1 pseudogene is annotated in these 1241 nt (G+C 68.3%); it reads right to left on the reverse strand.

The features are described from left to right. A pseudogene (locus ACOJVU_RS15625) lies at positions 1 to 1220 on the reverse strand (molybdopterin-dependent oxidoreductase); the annotation flags it as partial. Between the last annotated feature and the right edge of the window lie 21 nt (positions 1221 to 1241).

The following is a 1241-nucleotide window of genomic DNA, read 5'->3' on the forward strand; positions in this document are numbered from 1 at the left end:
CCGTCCTCGCCGTAACGGAATCCCAGTGAGCCGTTGGGCACCGCCGCGGAGTCGGTCGCCTCGTCCCACACCGCGGGCTTGAGCGCCGCGTTCTCGACCGCCTCTCCCAGGTCGGCCGCCGTGAGATTCTTCCCCGGCACCACCATGTCGCCGCGTTGTTCCAGCTTGATCAGGAACGGCAGGTCGGTGTATCGGCGCGCGAAGTCGGCGAAGAACGGAATCTGCTTTGCCACATAGCATTCCGAGAGGATGACGTGGCCCATCGCCATCGCCAGCGCCCCGTCGGTGCCGGCCGCGCACGGCATCCACTCGTCGGCGAACTTGGTGTTGTCGGCGTAGTCGGGGCTGACGGTGACCACCTTGGTGCCGCGGTAGCGCGCCTCGGCCATCCAGTGCGCGTCGGGAGTCCGGGTGATCGGAACGTTGGAACCCCACATCATCAGATAGGCCGCGTCCCACCAGTCGCCGGATTCGGGCACGTCGGTCTGATCGCCGAACACCTGCGGCGAGGCCACCGGGAGGTCGGCGTACCAGTCGTAGAACGACGTCATCACGCCGCCGAGCTGGCCGACGAAACGGGAGCCGGCGGCGTAGGACACCATCGACATGGCCGGGATCGGGGAGAAGCCGGCGACCCGGTCCGGACCTTAGGCCTTGATGGTGTGCACGTGGGCGGCGGCGATCAGCTCGGTGGCCTCGGCCCAGCTGATCCGCACCAGCCCGCCCTTGCCGCGGGCCTGCTGATAGCGGCGGCGACGCTCGGGATCGGCCTGAATGTCGGCCCACGCCAATACGGGGTCCCCGAGGCGGGCCTTGGCTTCCCGGTACATGTCGACCAGCACGCCGCGGGCGTACGGGTAGCGCACCCGGGTGGGCGAATAGCTGTACCAGGAGAACGAGGCGCCGCGCGGGCATCCGCGCGGTTCGTATTCCGGACGGTCAGGGCCCACCGAGGGGTAGTCGGTCTGCTGGGTCTCCCAGGTGATGATCCCGTCCTTGACGTAGATCTTCCACGAGCACGACCCGGTGCAGTTGACGCCGTGAGTGGAGCGGACCACCTTGTCGTGGCTCCACCGGTCGCGGTAGAACGCGTCGGCTTCGCGGCCGCCCTGACGGGTGACAGTGCGCAGGTCCGCCGAGAACTCCCCCGGGGTGAAGAACCGCCCGCTGCGCTCGAGCAGTTCCTCGAGCGGTCCGCCGGTGTGAGGTTTCGGGGTCAACGGCACAACCTCCTGTTCGAT

The sequence above is a fragment of the Mycobacterium sp. THU-M104 genome (assembly GCF_049197365.1).
Taxonomy (GTDB): Bacteria; Actinomycetota; Actinomycetes; order Mycobacteriales; family Mycobacteriaceae; genus Mycobacterium.